This window comes from Enterococcus sp. AZ141, assembly GCF_051714385.1.
Taxonomy (GTDB): domain Bacteria; phylum Bacillota; class Bacilli; order Lactobacillales; family Enterococcaceae; genus Enterococcus_D; species Enterococcus_D entomosocium.
In genome coordinates this window covers 819,609-836,417 of the sequence record NZ_JBIORT010000001.1, presented here as the reverse complement: position 1 = coordinate 836,417, position 16,809 = coordinate 819,609, and the positions used below count along the sequence as shown (strand labels likewise).

The window sequence follows — 16,809 nt, the reverse complement described above, 5'->3', positions numbered from 1 at the left end:
TCTCCAATCACTTTCCCATAGCTTCAATTCCTCTTTTTTTGTTAACAGGTTAAGTCAAAAATCCCTCAAAATCTTTTCTCATTTTTCAGCAGTATTGCCAGTAGAAAATCGCTTGATAAAAAAGTCGTGGCTTGCTATTCTGTTCTGTAAATTGACAGAAGGAGATGGCGTATGAAGCAAATGGCAATCAAAGAGAATCCGTTTTTGACGCGTCTGGATTATCAGCGGGCAGTGGAAGACATGATCGCTCCTTTGCGAGAAGCGATCTTGGCAGATGACTATCCAGGATTGAATCTAGGTAGCAGTGGGGCCGTGTATGACCGAACACGGGCTGAGATGGAAGCGCTTGTGCGTCCTTTGTGGGGGCTGGCGCCTTATTGGAGGATTTGCTCAGATGATCCGTTACGAGTAGCTTATGTGGAAAAAGTGATCGCGGGGACAGATCCTGAACACGCATTTTACTGGGGAAGGATCACGGATTATGATCAATACATCGTGGAAGCAGCCGCATTGTCATTGACTCTTTTATTGCAAAAGGATGCTTTTTGGACAGCGTTGCCGCAGAAGAACCAGCGAAAGCTAGTGGCTTGGCTATCCCAAGCACTTGAGTGCAAGATTCCTAAGAACAACTGGACATTCTTCAAAGTGTTGATTCGCGTTGCCCTGTTTCACTGTGGGGAACCGTTGGCAAAAGAAGCATTGTCCCAAGAGTTGGCATTGATCGATTCCATGTACATTGGCGATGGTTGGTACGTAGATGGGAAAACGACGCAGCGAGATTACTATATTCCTTTTGCGTTTCATTATTATGGCTTGATTTACGCTACATTTATGCAAGACGAAGACCCAGAATGGGCACAGCGTTTTAAAGAACGAGCCACCCGATTTGCCCAAGATTTCATCTATTATTTTGATGAAGACGGCGAAGCCTTGCCCTATGGCCGCAGCCTGACTTATCGGTTTGCGCAAGGGGCGTTTTTCTCGGCGCTGGTTTTCGCAGATGTCGAAGCGATCCCATGGGGACAGGTGCGAGGACTACTGGCGAAACACTTGCGCAATTGGATGGCGCAGGAGATTTTCACTTTCGATGGTCGCTTGTCCATCGGATACCACTATGAAAATCAAGTGATGGCAGAAGGGTACAATGCACCAGGCTCGCCTTACTGGGGGCTTAAGACCTTTTTGCTTTTAGCGGTCGCAGAAACGCATCCTTTTTGGCGGGCTGAACCTGAGCCAATCAAGAGAGAGCCGCAAAAACGGATTGAAAAAGGCAATATGTTGCTGGTGCACAATGAAAAAAACCATCATTTGTTGGGGTATCCTGCAGGTTTGATGCTTGAACAGCAAGCGCATGCTCAAGCAAAATACAGCAAATTCGTCTATTCGAGCAAATTTGGCTTCAGTGTGCCGAAAGCCGGCGTCACGTATGCCGAAGGCGCCTTCGATAGTACATTAGCTATTGCTCGAGATGGCAGCTATTTTCGCACGAAGGGCGCAGTCATGGATTATCGAGTGACGGAAAAAGGCATCTTTATCCAATGGGCTCCCTTTGGGGAGGTAGTGATTGAAACTGAGATTTATCCATTTGGTCAGTGGCATGTGCGCGTGCACGAGTTGACGACGACGATTTCGTTGGACCTTCGTGAGGGCGGATTTAGTGTACCGCTGACTGGACGGTTGCCTCAGGCCCAAACAGGACCGACCTGGAGTCGAGTCAGTGAAGAGGGCTTTTGTTCTCAAATCATCAACATCGAAGGCTATCAACAAGCCAGTATTGTTCAGCCAGAAGCCAATACCTCCGTCTTTTTTCCAAGAACCAGTTTTCCATACTTAGCACAACATATTCCGCCAGGGAAGCACCGTTTGATTTGTTTAGTCGGTGGTATCGTAGAAAAAGAAAGGATCGATCCAAATGATTACGCTAGCAATAAAAAATAAGCAGGACCAGGTGATCGTCGGTCGCATCGACCATGAAAAAGAACCCGCGCCATTTCAAGTTTCTGATGATGATTTGGCCGTATTAGCCATTAAAAACTATCCCTATGAGGAAGGAGATAAGATCGTTATTGAGGTGACGGGGGAAAATCCGTATTATGTCCTTCAGCTTGATGAAACCTTAGCACCATCACTGATCTATCTTTCCCAATCCACTTGGGAGTATCAGATTCCTTGGACGGAGTCCGCTCGAAAGTCCTCGGTGGAAACGGCCTTTACCTCGCAGCGCCATCACCTGATGGTGCGCAAAGCCCATGCGTTTGAGATCACGAATTATCAAAATTTATCCTTCAATGCCCATGATCAAAAGTCAGCGACAGGGGCGTATCCTCATGCTTCAGCGAATGTGGAAACGCGAGATGATTCCGTCTTTTTTGCCAAGAATGCGATTGATGGAAAATATGGCAACCGATCCCACGGTTCGTATCCGTTTGCTTCTTGGGGCATCAATCAGCAAGCCGATGCTGCGTTGACCATTGAGTTTGGTCGTCCCGTCTTGATTGATCGGGTTCGCTTCCTATTGCGGGCAGATTATCCCCATGATAGCTACTGGACCAAAGGGACCTTGGTCTTTGCTGATGGAGAAGAGCTGGTGGTGGAAACGACAAATACGGCGTCTTTTCAAGAAGTTCGTTTTCCGAAAAAAGAAACGACTAAGCTGACCTATAAAAAGCTGCAAAAAGCAGAGGATGATTCCCCCTTCCCAGCTCTTTCACAAATCGAAGTATTTGGTTGGAACTGTTAAAAAAAGAGGACAAGAGCATGACAGGTCTGCATTTGTGTGCAGTTGTCATGCTCTTTTTTAGGAATCAAGGAAGGAAGGTCGCTTTTTTTGTGCGTTTACGTTATAATGATTTCAGTTAATATGTTAACAAGTTAAGGAGAGTGTAAACATGCGTCTGCAAGAGAACAAACAACGCTTGATCCTGTTAGGAGAAAAAGTGACCGATGTGTGGTTAGCGGATAAAATCACCGCGTGCATCCAACAGATCGAAAAAAATAGTCAGCGCTTTGGCACACAGTTTCCTTCAGCCTGTGCCACCAATGGCAAATATCGGCTGAAAGGCAACGATGATTGGACCAATGGCTTTTGGACCGGGATGTTGTGGCTCGCCTATGAGTGGACCAAGGAAAAGAACTTTCTTGATCGAGCTATGGCAAATATCGACAGTTTTCAAACGCGTTTAGACGACCATTTTGTATTAGATCATCATGATATTGGTTTTTTATATAGCTTATCTGCCGGTGCGGGCTACAAGATCACTGGCGATGAACACTGCAAGCAAGAAGTCATTCAAGCAGCAGATGTTTTGCTGGCACGGTTTCAAGAAAAGGGGGAATTTATTCAAGCTTGGGGCACTTATGGCGACCCACAAGAATACCGCTTGATTATTGATTCGTTACTAAACTTGCCGCTTTTATTTGCAGCAACTCAATTGTCGGGAGAGCCTCGCTACGCAGAGGCTGCGAGTAAGCATTATCAGACAGTCCGAAAGACCGTCATTAAGAATGACGCCACCACCTTTCATACGTATTATTTCGATCCTGAGACGGGGCAGCCAAGTCACGGTGCGACGCATCAAGGAAACAGCGACCAATCGATTTGGGCACGAGGGCAGAGCTGGGCGATTTTAGGGCTTCCTTTGAATGAAAGCTACCTGCATAGTCAGCCTTTTCCAGAAAATTATCCGCAGATCGTGGAGGTGTTTTTGGCTCATTTGCCAGCAGATTTGGTGCCGTATTGGGACTTTGATTTTAACGACCAACATCCTGCTGAAAAAGACAGCTCTGCTTTAGCGATTGCGGCTTGTGGCTTGTTGGAAGCAGAGAAAATGGGGGCATATCCCGATGCCCAAAAAATCGCTAAAGGAATGCTTTACCAATTAGGCGAGCAGTATGCAGCGAGCCAAGTGCCAGAAAATGAAGGCTTATTGCTGCATGGTGTGTATGCTCATGCGGAAGGCAAAGGCATCGATGAGCCCAATCTTTGGGGTGATTATTTCTATTTAGAAGGATTGATCCGATTGGCATTGCCTGATTGGCAAAGATACTGGTAAAGGGGAAGACGACATGCGAACGTTTGAGATAAAAGAAGATTTTTTGTTAGATGGAAAACCAATCAAATTGATCAGCGGAGCGATCCACTATTTCCGCATGACACCGGTGCAATGGACAGATAGCCTCTACAATCTAAAAGCACTGGGAGCCAACACAGTTGAGACCTACATTCCTTGGAATCTCCACGAACCTCGTGAAGGAGTCTACGACTTTGAGGGGATGAAAGACATCTGTGCTTTTGTAAAGCAAGCCCAAACGCTTGGCTTGATGGTCATTTTGCGACCTTCCGTCTACATTTGTGCTGAATGGGAATTTGGTGGGTTGCCAGCTTGGCTGTTAAATGAACCGATGCGGTTGCGCTCAACCGACCCACGCTTCATGGCAAAGGTGCGCAACTATTTCCAGGTCTTGTTGCCAAAGCTTGTGCCGTTGCAGATCACCCATGGGGGACCAGTGATCATGATGCAGGTGGAAAATGAGTACGGCTCTTATGGAATGGAAAAAGCGTATTTGCGCCAGACCAAGGAGTTGATGGAAGAATACGGCATCGATGTACCCTTGTTTACCTCAGATGGGGCATGGGAAGAAGTCTTGGACGCTGGGACATTGATTGAAGACGACGTCTTTGTCACAGGCAATTTCGGCAGTCGTTCCAAGGAAAATGCGGCTGTGATGAAAGATTTCATGACAAAACATGGCAAAAATTGGCCCATCATGTGTATGGAATACTGGGATGGCTGGTTCAACCGCTGGGGGGAGCCAATCATCAAGCGAGACGGTCAAGACTTAGCCAATGAAGTCAACGAGATGTTAGCAGTCGGCTCCTTGAATCTTTACATGTTCCATGGAGGGACGAATTTTGGATTTTACAATGGCTGTTCCGCTCGGGGAGCGCTGGATCTACCACAAGTGTCCAGCTATGATTACGATGCTTTACTGACAGAAGCAGGAGAACCTACCGACAAATACTATCATGTACAAAAAGCCATAAAAGAAGCCTGTCCCGAAGTGTGGCAAGCCAAACCACGGACCAAGCAATTAGAGGCATTAGGAACCTTTCCCATCGAAAACAGTGTCTCATTATTGGCTATCAAAGATCAACTGATGGCACCGCAAGAAAACATGTATCCACTAACAATGGAAACTGTCAGCACAGGCTACGGCTATTTGCTCTATTCGGTTCAGTTAAAAAACTATCATCGAGAAAACAAATTAAAAGTGGTAGAAGCTAGCGATCGGTTGCATATTTTTACCGACGGCCAATTACAGGCGATCCAATACCAAGAAACGCTAGGTGAGGAGCTGTTGATCCAAGGGACACCAGATAAAGAAACCATCGAGCTAGATGTCTTAGTAGAAAACTTAGGGCGCGTGAACTACGGGTTTAAATTGAATGGGCCTACACAAGCCAAAGGCATCCGTGGGGGCATCATGCAAGATATTCATTTCCATCAAGGCTATCGTCATTACCCATTGACGCTTTCCGCAGAGCAGCTACAAGCCATCGATTATCAAGCAGGAAAAAATCCGACACACCCCTCCTTTTATCAAACGACCTTCAGTCTGACAGAGGTAGGAGATACGTTTATCGATTGCCGTGGGTATGGGAAAGGCGTCGTTATCGTCAATGGCATCAATCTTGGTCGCTATTGGCAACGTGGCCCCGTGCATTCCTTATACTGTCCGAAAGAATTTTTGAAAAAAGGCAGCAACGAAGTCGTGGTATTTGAAACCGATGGCGTTGAGATCAAGGAACTCGTTTTCTGTGATCAACCTGTCGTAGAATAAAAAAATAGAAGTAGAGACCCAAATTTACGCGGGCTCTACTTCTATTTTTGTTTTGAAATATTTCCAGTGCTTGTAGCTGACGATGTATTCAGCGACACTTCCATCTGCTAAATAGGAGTGCTTGACTTGTTTGACCGCAGGCTCTCGGAAGCTCAGTTGCAATAAGTTCAACAATTCAGCGTCATCAGGAAATACGATTTCGTTGGTTTCAACAGAAGCCAATGAGAAAAGGTCGATCGCAAAGTCTTTTCGGACCCGCTCATAAACACTAGCATATTGGTTGAGGTTTTTGGCGATCGGTTCTTTCATCAGCTTCTTCGGCAAATGAGTGATGTGAACCAAGAAAGGAACGTCGCCAAAATAGCGGACTCGTTTGATTCGGTAGTAGGAAGCACTGGCAGCCAATCCTAATTCTTTCAAAATCTCTGGGGCATTTCCTTCTTCCACCGCAAGGACCTTGACCTTTTCTTGGTCCAGTGAATGCAGCTCAATGTCGGAAAACTTCACACTCTGAGATACTTTTGCTTTTGAAACAAAGGTCCCTTTGCCTTGGATGCGATACAGATAGCCAGCACTCGTCAATTCATTCAACGCTTTGACTGCCGTGATCGAACTAACAGAATACATCCGCTTGATATCTGCCTCTGAATAAAACTTATCACCGGGAATGAATTTATGGTCTTTGATTTCTTGTAAAAGATCTTGCTTGATCTGCTCATACTTTGGCAACACAGTGGTTTCCCTCCATTCCATATGAATACATCAAGCATAACATGTTAAATCCTTTCCTGCCACTTAATTAGTGTAGAAAATTCGTTGTTTTCCAGTCTATACAGGTCTGAAAAATAAAATTCAATATGTTAAGATATTAGGTTTACGAATGGCTTGCCATGTGGTATAGTATGCTTACAAGGAACATAACATGTTAAGTAGGGCGACCTGCGGAGTAGGAGGGAAATTAGTGGAAAACATTGTATTGATCAGTCATGGCGGCATGGCAGAAGGGGTCAAAAGTAGTCTCGAGATGATCGTAGGCCAGCAAGCAAACGTTCACACCGTTTCATTACGACCAGATAGTGACAATCTGCAATTTGAGAAAGAATTGAACGAGAAAATGAAAGCCCTTAACGGTTCAACATTGATTATTGCGGATTTATTAGGAGGAACCCCGTGCAACGTTGCAGTCAAGAATTATTTAGAGGATGACGAAGTGGCGATCTTCGCTGGAATGACATTGTCCGTAGTGATCGAGGCAGTCGTCAATCAACGAGCGACGATCAAAGAGCTGCTTTGCTTAGCCAAAGAAAACATCGTTGATGTCAAAGCAGGGATGAACCAAGCAGAACAAGAGATGTTAGAAGAAAAGCAAGAGGAATTAGGGGATTACAGTGCGTATGCTGGGCAAGAAAATATCGTCAATAGTCGAATCGATGAGCGCTTGATCCATGGACAAGTCGCCGGTATCTGGTCCACCAGTTTAAACACGCAACGGATCATCGTAGCCAATGATGAAGCCGCCGTAGACCCATTACAAAAATCTTCTTTACGAATGGCAGCGCCAACTTCGATGCGACTTTCGGTCCTTCCGGTGGCAACGGCAGCCAAAAATATTCGCGCCGGTCGTTATGGAAAACAACGGTTGTTTTTGCTTTTCAAAAATCCCCAAGATGTTTTGCGTTATATTGAAGCAGATGGACCGATCAAAGCGATCAACGTCGGCAACATGAGCTACAAAGAAGGCGCACGGGAAGTGACCAAAAGCATTCAAGTACTGCCAGAAGAAGAGCCGATCTTTGAAGCGATCGCCGCAAAAGGCATCACCGTCACGGCACAGCTTGTACCCAATGAACCATCGATCGACTTTATGAAGAAATTACGAGGATAAACCAGGCAGGGATTGAATCGAGGAGAATATGTAGCGGAAGATTTGTCAAAAAACGAGTGTTTTTCACGATTTATCTGAGGCGACATAACGATCGATAACTAGCCAGTTAAGACTCGTTCATACAATTAGGAGGAAAATTCATGCATTTAGCAGCGTATCAAATCATTCTTATTACTGTTTATGCTTTTATTGCTATTAATGATTCACTTATTTCCAATACGTTGACCCAACCAGCGATCGCCGGAATGATTTCTGGAATGATCATGGGGGACTTAAAGACCGGTTTGATGGTCGGTGGGACCTTACAGTTGATGCGTTTGGGGATCGCCGCATTTGGTGGTGCATCCGTCCCGGATTATTTTACCGGCGCAGTACTGGGAACAGCGTTTGCCGTGATCTCAGGAAACGGCGCGGAATATGGCATCGGCTTAGCAGTTCCAGTGTCCTTGCTGATGCTGCAACTGGATGTCGTGGCTCGTTTTTGTAACGTATTTCTACTACACCGGATCGATAGAGCCATCGACAACATGCAAGTCAAACGAATCCCACGGTTAGTTTTATCGGGTTCTTTCTTATGGGGATTGTCACGGGCGATTCCGATTTTATTGATGCTTTTAGCTGGAGATGCAGTCGTTACGACGATTACCGATAACACGCCAGAATGGCTGATGACCGGACTAAAAACCGCTGGTGGCGTCTTGCCAGTCGTCGGGGTAGCGATCTTATTGCGCTACTTGCCAACAAAGCACTACATTCCTTATTTGTTATTAGGCTTCTTTTTAGCTGCGTATCTGCAAGTACCAATGCTCGGCGTTTCCATCATCGGACTTGTAGCAGCAATGTTAGTCTTTAAACGTGATAGCGAAAAAGGCACCGTTGCAACGGCAGCTGCCGGAGATTTTGAAGGAGGATATGATGGCGATGAGTGATCAAAAACTGACAAAAAAAGAGTTGAATACCATTAGCTGGCGTTATATTTTGGCAAGCCAATTAAACTGGAACTATGAGCGAATGATGAGTTCGGGCTACCTTTACGGCATCCTGCCCGTCTTGAAAAAATTCTATGGCCATGATGAAACCCAGCTGCAAGATATGCTGCGGACCCACAATCAATTTTTCAATACCAATGCGATCTTTGGGAACTTGATCATGGGGATCGATGTCGCGATTGAAGAACAAGATGGACACAAAGCCAAAGAAACGATCATCGCCTTGAAAACGGCCTTGATGGGTTCCTTGGCCGGTGTCGGTGACTCCTTGTTCCACGTGATTTGGGGAACAATCTTTGGCTCTGTTGCTGGCACATTAGCGCAAAATGGTTCCGTCGTTGGTTGTGTCATCTGGATCATCGCCAACATCGCGTTACTTTTCGGTCGGGCAGCGTTGCTTCCCCTTGGTTACAAACAAGGGGTCAAATTAGTGACGACCTTGAAAGACAAATTATCTGCCTTTACCAATGCCGCAACCGTTTTAGGGGTTACAGTGATTGGTGCCTTGATTCCCTCTGTGGTCAAAGCAACTGTTCCTTTTGTCTATAAAAAAGACGGTGTCGAATTAGTGATCCAAGACACGTTGGATGCCATCTTGCCATCCCTTGTACCTATCTTGCTCGTCTTGCTGACCTACTGGATGCTAGGCCAAAAGAAACTAAATTCCACTCGAGTAATTTGGATCATCTTGATCTTGTCGATCGTTTTGAGTGCGTTTGGTATTTTGGGTTAGGAAAGAATCATGGTGTAAAAGGAAATGGGCAGCTGCTGTGATTGTTTTGTAAATCGTATAAGCAGTTAGGGTAGTCAACCTGTTTTCTTTTTTAGAATAGTTGAACTAAATGGAAAAGAGTGCGGAAATGAATTTCTTCACTCTTTTCCTATTCCACGAAATGATAGCGCTATCTTTTGCGCGGGGAAATAGGAGGAGTAAAGGATGGAAAAAGGGAAAAAATATCTGCTGATCATGGGGTGTTTCTTGTTGCTGTATTCGGTAGTTGGCGCCACTCGTCTTTCTGGAAATGCCGAGGAACAAATACCCGAATTGCCGGAAGCAGAATCGATCTATCACTCGGATTTTTCAAACCAGAAAGGGTCTTGGCAAGATTTAGTCGGGAAAGCCGAAGTAGCACAAAATGCTACTGGTTTAATGATCAGTAATACGAAGCAAGGCACCAATCTGGAATCAGTAACGCTCAACAAAGATGCTCCCAAGCGGTCTTCAGGGGATTTTGAAACTACTTTCTTATATGAAGACCAAGCGAACATTGGGGTGGTCTTTCGCGCAGATGAACAAAAGACAGATCAGTGGCAATCGTTTGCTTATAATCGTGATGGGCAGTGGCAACTTGGTCAACCAGGTGGAAAATGGCTGACAGCTATTTCTGGACCTACTTTGATTGCGGGACAAAAATATAAACTCTTGCTTCAGTATGAGGGCTCGAGTTTTCGTGCCTTTTTAAATGATCAGCTATTTTATGAGAATCAAAAGGTAAACTATCCCAATGGTACGGCAATTGATGGGGACTGGTCCGGGTATGTGGGTATCCGTTTGTTTGGCAATTTATCTAAGCTGAAGGTATTATCGATGCGCAGCGGTCCTATCGGCAGCTTGCCCGTGGAAGATCATACAGCAGAATTTATGAAGCTGCAAGAAAAATGGCAAAATCAACTGGTTTCCGATCACTATGATCCAAATAATCCGACTATGGCTGATTACGTGCAGATGGTCACCTCAGAAGCTGAGGCGTTGTATCAAACCATAAATAAAGCATCTGATCGAACGAGCCTATGGCCCCTCGAACAAGGGAATACTGCTTCAGCGGATGTAACGACTCAATTTACAAAATTACAGAAAATGGCTTTAGCCTATGGCACGAAAGGTAGTTCTTTGTATCAAGATGATGCAGTGGCGACGACGATTATTGATGGGATAGATTTCATGGTCACTCGAAAAGGGTATGATGGGAAAAAGTACCATGGAAACTGGTGGGATTGGCAAATCGGTGTCCCGCAAAAACTGATCAGTACTTTAATGATTTTAGGCGCTGAGTTACCGTCCGAGAAATTACAGCAATACACTGCCATTATCAGCAGTTATGTACCAGATCCCTTCAAGCAATTGTATACGAAGACACAAGGCAGTTTTACTGAGCTTGCTTTTATTCCAAATTTTGTGACTTCTGGTGCTAATCGTACAGATCTCGCGCTTACTGTATTAGGCTTGGGCATTTTGCAAAGGGACGCTGGGAAAATCACCCAAGCTTCAGCAAGTATCGAAGAAGTATTTCAGTTAGTCACAAAAGGCGATGGTTTTTATAAAGATGGTTCCTTTATTCAGCATAATACGATCCCTTATACTGGTTCTTATGGAAATGTACTGATCAAGGGTGTGGGACAAATTCTAGCTATCACGCAAGGATCAAGTTTTGAGATGGACGCTGATCTCGTACAAACGTTTGTTAAAAATGTTGATCAAGCATTCTTGCCGTTGATCTATCAAGGAGAAATGCTGCCGTTGGTCAATGGTCGTTCGATTTCAAGAGCTCCAGCCAAAACCAAAGCCGGCTATGGCTCATCAACAGTCTATAATTTGTTGATCGTATCCCAATTCGCACCAACCCAATACCAGCAAAAATTCCGTGAAGCTGCCAAGTATTGGCTCAAAGAAAATCCAGACTATTATTTGACGAATGCAAGAGACTTCAATGATTTACAAATGACAATGAATCTCTTGGCAGACCCATCGATTACAGGGGATGCATTACCTTTTACGGGAACAAAACTGTACGCTTCAATGGATCGCTTTGTTCAACGAACAACTGATTATATGGTGGGTTTAGGACTATATTCCAGTCGCATTTCTTCCTTTGAAGCTGGCAACAAGGAAAACAAGCGTGGGTGGCATACAGCAGACGGGATGCTCTACCTCTATAATGATGATCAAGTTCAATTCAATTCTAGCTATTGGCCGACCGTCGATCCATATCGCTTGCCAGGAACAACCGTGGACACCATACAATTAGCGGATGAAAATTCAGCTTTTACAACGGTAACGTCTCCAGAAAAGTGGGTAGGCGGTGTGGCTTATGATGGTGCAGCTGCGGTGGGAATGGCATTAAACAAAACGGGTACAAAAAATAACGGGAATGTTTTACCTATGAACGTGCGGGCAAAAAAATCGTGGTTTATCATTGATGGGCAGATTGTCGCTTTAGGTGCGGGAATCACTGGTGATACGACAGCTTCTATTGAGACGGTCGTGGATAATCGCTTACTAAACGATGCGTATACTTATCAAATCCTTTCTGATCAAGGAAGTATTGATCAGTTAAATGAAACAAGTAGCAAGCAGTGGTTGTTGTTAGACTCCGATCATTCCCAGGCCAATATCGGTTACTATTTTCCAGAAGAAACGACAGTAAACGTGGTAAGTGAAACACGAACAGGTAGCTATACAGAAATCAATGAGGCCTTTCCAAGTAATGCGGTTTATACCGGAGAATATCGAAAATTCTTGATCAATCATGGCAAAAATCCCATGGAGGATCATTATGCGTATGTCATGTTGCCAGGTATCAATGAAACAGAACTGACTGCCTATGCCCAAGAAGAACCGCTGGAGATTTTAGCCAATACCTCGGAAGTTCAAGCAGTAAAACTTGATCAAACTGACTATTTAGGTATCAATTTTTGGCAGAATGATGGAGGTAGTGTCGCCGATATTACTACTAACAAACCTCTTTCATTGATTAGAACAAGTAGAGAAGGCAAAACCATCTATGCCTTTTCTGATCCAACTCAAACAACGACGACCATGACCTTAAAATTGCCAAAAGACTACCAAAAAATCGTCTCTCAAAGTGATGGAATCAGCTATGATGCTTCGACGGATCTATTTACGGTAAACTTTGCGGAGCAAGATGGTGGAAATAAAGTGATTGTAGTCGAGTAAGGTGTTTCAATGCTATCTGTCTCATCATCAGCTAGGGATCAATCTCTAGCTGTTTTTTGTCAGCTAGAAAATGAAACGATGAAAGGCTAAACATAGATTTTTTCGTTGACTATTAATTCCTTTAACTACTTTTCAAGGGCCGAGGTTTTGTCAAAAAAATCCTCACAGAAAATGCTGAAAACTTGCGCATTAGCATGAAACGTTTGCTAATTTTCTTCTTACTTAAAAGGCGTATGTTTGCCACTAAAGAATGTATCTAAGATTGCAAGCACACTTTTCCAAGATTGCAGTGGCAACTTTTCAAGTAAGAATTGGTAGCGAATTTATCCGAAGGCGCGGCGATTAACAATATACTCTTCTCCATCAATTTCAAAAAGATAATAGTGTTGACCATAAATAGAAACAATATCTTCAGTAACTGAAACAGTTCTATTCATAAGATTATTACTAGAAATTGTTCCTACATACGGATCTCTTGGGGACAGAGACAGTTTATACAAATTATAGTTACCTGTTATTTCAACTGTTTGATCGATGAAAGTAACGCCAGAAATTTTTCCAGCAGGAGAATCTAAAAAGATTGAGGCAATTTGATTAGAACGATGATTATTCAAATAATAGATTTTATCCCTATTATTAAGGATATTTAGTATCGCATATTTGTTGAATAATGGGACAGCAGGAAGTATCCCCTTAGAAATTGAGTCCGCCGTTTTTTGCGCTGCATCCAGCATCTCTTGATTGTTGCTAACCTGGGCATCATATAAATCAGCCATCACTGATCCATTGTCATGTTGGAGACCTAAAGTATGCCCCATTTCATGTCGGATAGTTGAAACCAGCTGTACGTAGCCGGAGGTTCCTTTTCCAGATGATGCGTCATTTAAAGCAGCTTTATTCAAAAATATTCTGTTCGTACTATTCCCCCAACCAAATCCGGAGTACCCCATATCTGCATAGGAATCGCCATCCGTTGATTGCAAAACTAAATCAACTTGGTTATCTGCTGCATTTACACTTGATTTTTCGACAATTACCGATCTCCCAATCGACTGATTCCATGATTGCGCAGCTTCATTGACAGCCTCTTGGTAGGCTTCTCCTAGTGAGTTTGAGTCGTAAATGATGGTACCGTATTCGTTAACACAAGTAGCTGTACCATACAATATTCCAGGATAGTAATAATCAACAATAGGCGTCTTCGCTATGTCGGCTGACTTTGCATCTACAGAAATTGTTCCTATAGAGTAAATTAATGCAATTAAAAATAACGAACGAATTCTTGAAAAAATTTTTTTTCATTGTTTTCCACTCCTTAAACTTGTTGACTTGATTTCATACAGATAATTCCAAAAATCTTTTTCCCATTTATCTTGTATGGAAAGATGCTCCCAGGGCATCGAATTTTTTTCAAATTCAACGAAATGTCGAATCTTTATATTTTTTCTAGCTTTTTCAATTTTCAAAAATTTGAGTGGATTCACATTTTTTGCCCAATCAAATAACCAATGATCATCTTTCTGGTAATTGTATTCATAAGGCAACAACTCAACACTTCTCTCACAAAGAATGTTTAAAATGGTTTGATCTAAATACAAGTATTCATTCTTATTTATCATACGTACTATGGCTTCTGGTCGTATCTGTTCATTGAACACAACTACATTAAATAAAATAACTCCAGAATTGAAGTAATTCTTCATAGTTTTTACGCCAAAATATTTAAAGCTGTCCTCTGTATCACTTATAACTGAGAAGTAGAAGTCTCTAACTGCAGCAATTGATTTTTGATCAGGGATCAAATCAAAGAAATTGGATACGTCATCGTATACAATAGTGTCATTATCTAAATAGAGAATGTAATCATAATTGCTAAAATATGAAGGTAGAAATAATCTCCACAGAGTGACTTCAGGAAAACGCGAATTACTATAATTCTTTATTTCGTTTATTATTTTAGGTGGATACCAAATAGTAATAATTACATTTTTTTCTCCATATAATCTAGAAATACTTTTCAATTTCAGTATTTCTTCGTTCCCTAGTTCATTTACAACTACTAATATATCTAAAGGTTCATTCCCTTCATAAGTATTTACTATTGACGCAATGGATACTGCAGCTAATTGAATATGTGACCCCGTAACACAATAAACGACAGCTTTCTTCTTCATAGTTCAGGTCCACCCTTTTTAGTGTTTTTTATTTTTTAATAAAAACCTTCTATAGAAACTTAGGCAATAAAAGCATTTAAGCTTATTTTATCGTATCTGATTTCCAATATGAGCGTTAGTCCCACTATTGGGATTAACATAGTTAACGAGAATCAACAATTTCTTATCGTATTTTCCCAAAAGGGTTGTCAGATTAAGCCTAAATCAAAAATCCCGTCAGAGAAATCTGACGGGATTTTGGTGGTGAACCTAGGTAAAACAGGTCATTGTTATCCATTCCAAGTGAACTAAAAACTGTTAAATCAACATTTCGCAACCAAGTGAGGTTGCTACTTTATTCCCACTCCACAGTAGCAGGTGGTTTGCTCGTAATATCATACACGATTCGATTGACGTGTGCGACTTCGTTGACGATGCGGACGCTGATTTTTTGTAGGACTTCCCATGGGATGCGGGCAAAGTCAGCGGTCATGCCATCGATTGAAGTGACTGCACGAATGCCGACGGTATAATCGTAGGTCCGGCCATCACCCATGACACCGACGGAGCGGATGCCTGGTAAGACGGTGAAGTATTGCCAAATGTCGCGGTCTAAGCCGGCATTTGCGATTTCTTCCCGCAAGATTGCGTCCGAGTCGCGGACGATCGTTAGTTTTTCTTCTGTCAATTCGCCAAGGACACGAATACCTAGACCTGGTCCAGGGAATGGTTGGCGCCATACGATGCTGTCTGGCATGCCAAGTTGAGTCCCTAATTCACGGACTTCGTCTTTGAACAAGGTGTTCAATGGTTCGATCAATTTGAATTGCATGTCTTCAGGTAAACCACCCACATTGTGGTGTGATTTGATGGTTTGAGCAGTTTCGGTTCCTGATTCGATGACGTCGGTATAAAGGGTTCCTTGGGCAAGGAAAGAAACGCCTTCTTCGCCAGCTAGTTTCGTTGCTTCATCATCGAAGACATACACGAATTCATTCCCGATGATCTTGCGTTTTTCTTCAGGATCAGAAACCCCAGCAAGTTTTGATAGGAAACGTTCTTTGGCATCAACTTTGATGATGTTCAAGCCGAATTTGCCACCTAAGCTTTCCATTACTTGCTCGGCTTCGCCTTTACGCAAGAGGCCGTGGTCAACAAAAATACAAGTCAGTTGATCGCCAATCGCTTTTTGTAAAAGAACACCAACGACAGAAGAATCGACCCCGCCGGAAAGACCAAGCAAGACTTTTTTGTCGCCCACTTGTTCGCGGATTTTTGCGATTTCCATATCGATGAAGTTGTCCATTGTCCAATCACCTGTACATTGACAAACGTCAATGGCAAAGTGACGCAGTAAGTCGTTGCCGTATTCTGAATGGCGAACTTCTGCGTGGAATTGGATACCGTACATTTTGCGTTCTGCATCTTGGATAGAAGCAATCGGGCAATCTTTGCTCGTCGCCACAACATCAAAGCCTGCAGGTGCTTGAGTGACCAAGTCCCCGTGGCTCATCCACACGGTTTGGGTTGCGGGCGTGTTTTGGAAAAGGGCCGCTGCATCAGAAGTGACTTCCAATTCTGCTTTGCCGTATTCACGGTTTTTGGCAGGTTCAACTTTTCCGCCTAATTTATAAGTAATCAACTGCATGCCGTAACAGATCCCTAAAACTGGGATGCCTAAATCAAAAATTTTCTCGTCGATGCCGAAAGAGTTCTCGTCGTAGACGCTGTTTGGTCCGCCAGATAAGATGATCCCTTTTGGATTCATCGCTTTTACTTCTTCAGCGGTAATGCGGTGGCTCAATAATTCTGAGAAAACACCGAACTCACGAATACGGCGTGTAATCAGCTGGTTATACTGACTACCGTAATCAAGTACGATAATTTTTTCGACGTTTGGCAAAGTGTCAACGTTTGTCACAATAAATTACCTCAATTCTTTTAGTTTTTATTGAAAAAAGGCTGGGCCTTTTCAACAGCATAATT

Annotated in this window: 12 protein-coding genes; 8 read left to right on the top strand and 4 right to left on the bottom strand. The window is 43.3% G+C overall.

All coding sequences use genetic code 11. The features are described from left to right. Positions 1–171 precede the first annotated feature (171 nt). From IGI89_RS03880 to IGI89_RS03865, 4 genes are all read left to right on the top strand, one after another. Positions 172–1,938, top strand: coding sequence for a DUF2264 domain-containing protein (locus IGI89_RS03880; protein WP_086332891.1), 1,767 nt, complete (start codon positions 172–174; stop codon positions 1,936–1,938). After that, positions 1,913–2,740: a DUF7402 domain-containing protein gene (locus IGI89_RS03875; RefSeq protein ID WP_430601310.1), complete on the top strand. Its 828-nt coding sequence runs from the start codon at positions 1,913–1,915 to the stop codon at positions 2,738–2,740. The genes IGI89_RS03880 and IGI89_RS03875 overlap by 26 nt, the downstream gene beginning before the upstream one ends. Positions 2,741–2,888: 148 nt before the next feature. Next, positions 2,889–4,052, top strand: coding sequence for a glycoside hydrolase family 88 protein (locus IGI89_RS03870; protein WP_430601311.1), 1,164 nt, complete (start codon positions 2,889–2,891; stop codon positions 4,050–4,052). A gap of 13 nt (positions 4,053–4,065) precedes the next feature. Next, on the top strand, positions 4,066–5,841 hold the full coding sequence (locus IGI89_RS03865; RefSeq protein ID WP_438735346.1) for a glycoside hydrolase family 35 protein: 1,776 nt from the start codon (positions 4,066–4,068) through the stop codon (positions 5,839–5,841). Between the two features lie 24 nt (positions 5,842–5,865). Here IGI89_RS03865 and IGI89_RS03860 read toward each other — a convergent pair whose 3' ends face one another. Then, positions 5,866–6,573 carry a GntR family transcriptional regulator gene (locus IGI89_RS03860; protein ID WP_008376433.1) on the bottom strand — a complete coding sequence of 236 codons (708 nt, stop codon included), beginning with the start codon at positions 6,571–6,573 and terminating at the stop codon, positions 5,866–5,868. Between the two features lie 190 nt (positions 6,574–6,763). Between IGI89_RS03860 and IGI89_RS03855 the strand changes: the two genes are divergently transcribed. The 4 genes from IGI89_RS03855 (at position 6,764) to IGI89_RS03840 (ending at position 12,670) form a co-directional block, all read left to right on the top strand. After that, the gene (locus tag IGI89_RS03855) at positions 6,764–7,726 is read left to right on the top strand and encodes a PTS mannose/fructose/sorbose transporter subunit IIAB (RefSeq protein WP_430601313.1); all 963 of its coding nucleotides are present in this window, start codon (positions 6,764–6,766) and stop codon (positions 7,724–7,726) included. 140 nt (positions 7,727–7,866) lie between these two features. After that, a complete protein-coding gene (locus IGI89_RS03850; protein WP_005226797.1) occupies positions 7,867–8,655 on the top strand; it encodes a PTS mannose/fructose/sorbose/N-acetylgalactosamine transporter subunit IIC in 789 nt (262 codons plus the stop codon). Beyond that, positions 8,639–9,448 (top strand): PTS system mannose/fructose/sorbose family transporter subunit IID, encoded by an 810-nt coding sequence (locus IGI89_RS03845; RefSeq protein ID WP_005226799.1) that lies wholly within the window; start codon positions 8,639–8,641, stop codon positions 9,446–9,448. The genes IGI89_RS03850 and IGI89_RS03845 overlap by 17 nt, the downstream gene beginning before the upstream one ends. A gap of 204 nt (positions 9,449–9,652) precedes the next feature. Beyond that, on the top strand, positions 9,653–12,670 hold the full coding sequence (locus IGI89_RS03840) for a polysaccharide lyase 8 family protein (RefSeq protein ID WP_438735345.1): 3,018 nt from the start codon (positions 9,653–9,655) through the stop codon (positions 12,668–12,670). 323 nt (positions 12,671–12,993) lie between these two features. Here IGI89_RS03840 and IGI89_RS03835 read toward each other — a convergent pair whose 3' ends face one another. From IGI89_RS03835 to guaA, 3 genes are all read right to left on the bottom strand, one after another. Further along, a complete protein-coding gene (locus tag IGI89_RS03835; RefSeq protein ID WP_233499076.1) occupies positions 12,994–13,836 on the bottom strand; it encodes a matrixin family metalloprotease in 843 nt (280 codons plus the stop codon). A gap of 132 nt (positions 13,837–13,968) precedes the next feature. Further along, entirely contained in the window at positions 13,969–14,844 is an 876-nt protein-coding gene (locus IGI89_RS03830) for a glycosyltransferase (RefSeq protein WP_016619592.1), read from the bottom strand. A gap of 334 nt (positions 14,845–15,178) precedes the next feature. After that, on the bottom strand, positions 15,179–16,744 hold the full coding sequence (guaA, locus tag IGI89_RS03825) for a glutamine-hydrolyzing GMP synthase (RefSeq protein WP_016619593.1): 1,566 nt from the start codon (positions 16,742–16,744) through the stop codon (positions 15,179–15,181). Between the last annotated feature and the right edge of the window lie 65 nt (positions 16,745–16,809).

Coding starts and splice junctions, on each gene's coding strand:
- IGI89_RS03880 (WP_086332891.1), top strand. CDS start 172: ATGAAGCAAATGGCAATCAAAGAGAATCCGTTTTTGACGCGTCTGGAT.
- IGI89_RS03875 (WP_430601310.1), top strand. CDS start 1,913: ATGATTACGCTAGCAATAAAAAATAAGCAGGACCAGGTGATCGTCGGT.
- IGI89_RS03870 (WP_430601311.1), top strand. CDS start 2,889: ATGCGTCTGCAAGAGAACAAACAACGCTTGATCCTGTTAGGAGAAAAA.
- IGI89_RS03865 (WP_438735346.1), top strand. CDS start 4,066: ATGCGAACGTTTGAGATAAAAGAAGATTTTTTGTTAGATGGAAAACCA.
- IGI89_RS03855 (WP_430601313.1), top strand. CDS start 6,764: ATGTTAAGTAGGGCGACCTGCGGAGTAGGAGGGAAATTAGTGGAAAAC.
- IGI89_RS03850 (WP_005226797.1), top strand. CDS start 7,867: ATGCATTTAGCAGCGTATCAAATCATTCTTATTACTGTTTATGCTTTT.
- IGI89_RS03845 (WP_005226799.1), top strand. CDS start 8,639: ATGATGGCGATGAGTGATCAAAAACTGACAAAAAAAGAGTTGAATACC.
- IGI89_RS03840 (WP_438735345.1), top strand. CDS start 9,653: ATGGAAAAAGGGAAAAAATATCTGCTGATCATGGGGTGTTTCTTGTTG.
- IGI89_RS03830 (WP_016619592.1), bottom strand. CDS start 14,844: ATGAAGAAGAAAGCTGTCGTTTATTGTGTTACGGGGTCACATATTCAA.